This is a genomic window from Weissella sp. DD23, assembly GCF_001579105.1.
GTDB classification, from domain to species: domain Bacteria; phylum Bacillota; class Bacilli; order Lactobacillales; family Lactobacillaceae; genus Weissella; species Weissella cibaria.
Window position 1 is genome coordinate 153,455 of the sequence record NZ_KQ970390.1, and the last position, 1,414, is coordinate 154,868.

Here is a 1,414-nt window from a genome sequence, read left to right on the forward strand (position 1 = left end):
TTGTTGCAACGTACGAGTCTCACTTCGGTTCAGCAAGTTCATCAACTGCGTCAGATGCCACTGATTCATCAGCAACATCTGCTTCAGCAAATTCATAATGACGAATAATCATTAGCAAATAACCTTCGCTCAACGGCGGGGGTTATTTTTGTGTTCTTAATAAATTCGTATAAATTTGCCATAAAACGCTATTTTTGGCGTATAATAGATATTTAGTTATGAGGGGAAAAAGAAAACAAAGCAGGTTAGAAAACATGATTACTATTAAGTCAGAACGTGAAATTGAAGGTATGCGCCAATCTGGTGCGATTATCGCCGGCATGCACAAAGGGTTGCGCGATATCATTAAGCCTGGTATTTCAACATGGGAAATCGAAGAATTCGGTCGCAAGTATATTGAAGACCATGGTGCACGCGCTGCACAAATTGGTTTTGAAGGCTTCGAATTTGCAACGACTGTGTCAGTGAACAATGAAGTTGCCCACGCTTTCCCTCGCAAAGAATTGATTTTGCACGAAGGTGATATCGTCAAGGTTGATACAGTGGTTGACCTTGATGGTTATTATTCAGATTCAGCTTGGTCATACGCTGTCGGTGAGGTGTCACCAGAAGTACAACGTTTGATGGATGTGACGTTCAAAGCCTTGTACATCGGTATTGAACAAGCTCAAGTTGGCAACCGAATTGGTGATATCGGTGCGGCTATCAACGCTTACGTTGAAGATGAAAATGGGTTTGGTAATGTCCGTGAATATATCGGACACGGTATTCAACCAACGATGCACGAAGAGCCAGCCGTACCACACTATGGTGTTGCTGGACACGGTTTGCGTTTGAAGCCAGGCATGACGATTACGATTGAGCCGATGGTTAACATGGGTGGTTGGAAGGTCGAAACATCAGAAGATGATGGTTGGACAGTGACAACTGAAGATGGATCATGGTCAGCGCAATATGAACACACCATTGCGATTGCAAATGATGGACCAAAGATTTTGACATCACAAGATCCTGAGTTTGACGCCAAGTATCTATAAAAAATTACTGACACAGAAGGGAGCAATGACGTGACTCATTCAGGTTACATTTTTGCTAAGCGATTTTTGGATATTTCAGTGTCGTTATTCGCATTGATTGTTTTTTCGCCAATCTTTTTGGTGATTTCATCCTTTTATCTTTTCGGTGAAAACCGAGGGCCTGTCTTTTATAAGCAGCGTCGTATCGGTATGAATCACCGTGAATTTGGAATTTATAAGTTCCGTTCAATGGTTGTTGGTGCAGAAGAAAAGCTGTATGCCAACAAAGAATTGTATGCAAAGTTCGTTGAGAACGGCTACAAGTTACCTACTGAAGAAGATCCACGTATCACCAAGTTTGGGGCGTTCATTCGTCGGACATCGATTGATGAGTTGCC

2 protein-coding genes are annotated in these 1,414 nt (G+C 42.3%); both read left to right on the forward strand.

The window, feature by feature from the left end:
• Nucleotides 1-254 precede the first annotated feature (254 nt).
• Nucleotides 255-1,037: a type I methionyl aminopeptidase gene (gene map, locus WEIDD23_RS00710; RefSeq protein WP_010371964.1), complete on the forward strand. Its 783-nt coding sequence runs from the start codon at nucleotides 255-257 to the stop codon at nucleotides 1,035-1,037.
• A gap of 30 nt (nucleotides 1,038-1,067) precedes the next feature.
• Nucleotides 1,068-1,414 (forward strand): sugar transferase (locus WEIDD23_RS00715; protein ID WP_197458773.1); only part of this gene is annotated, 347 nt, incomplete at its 3' end.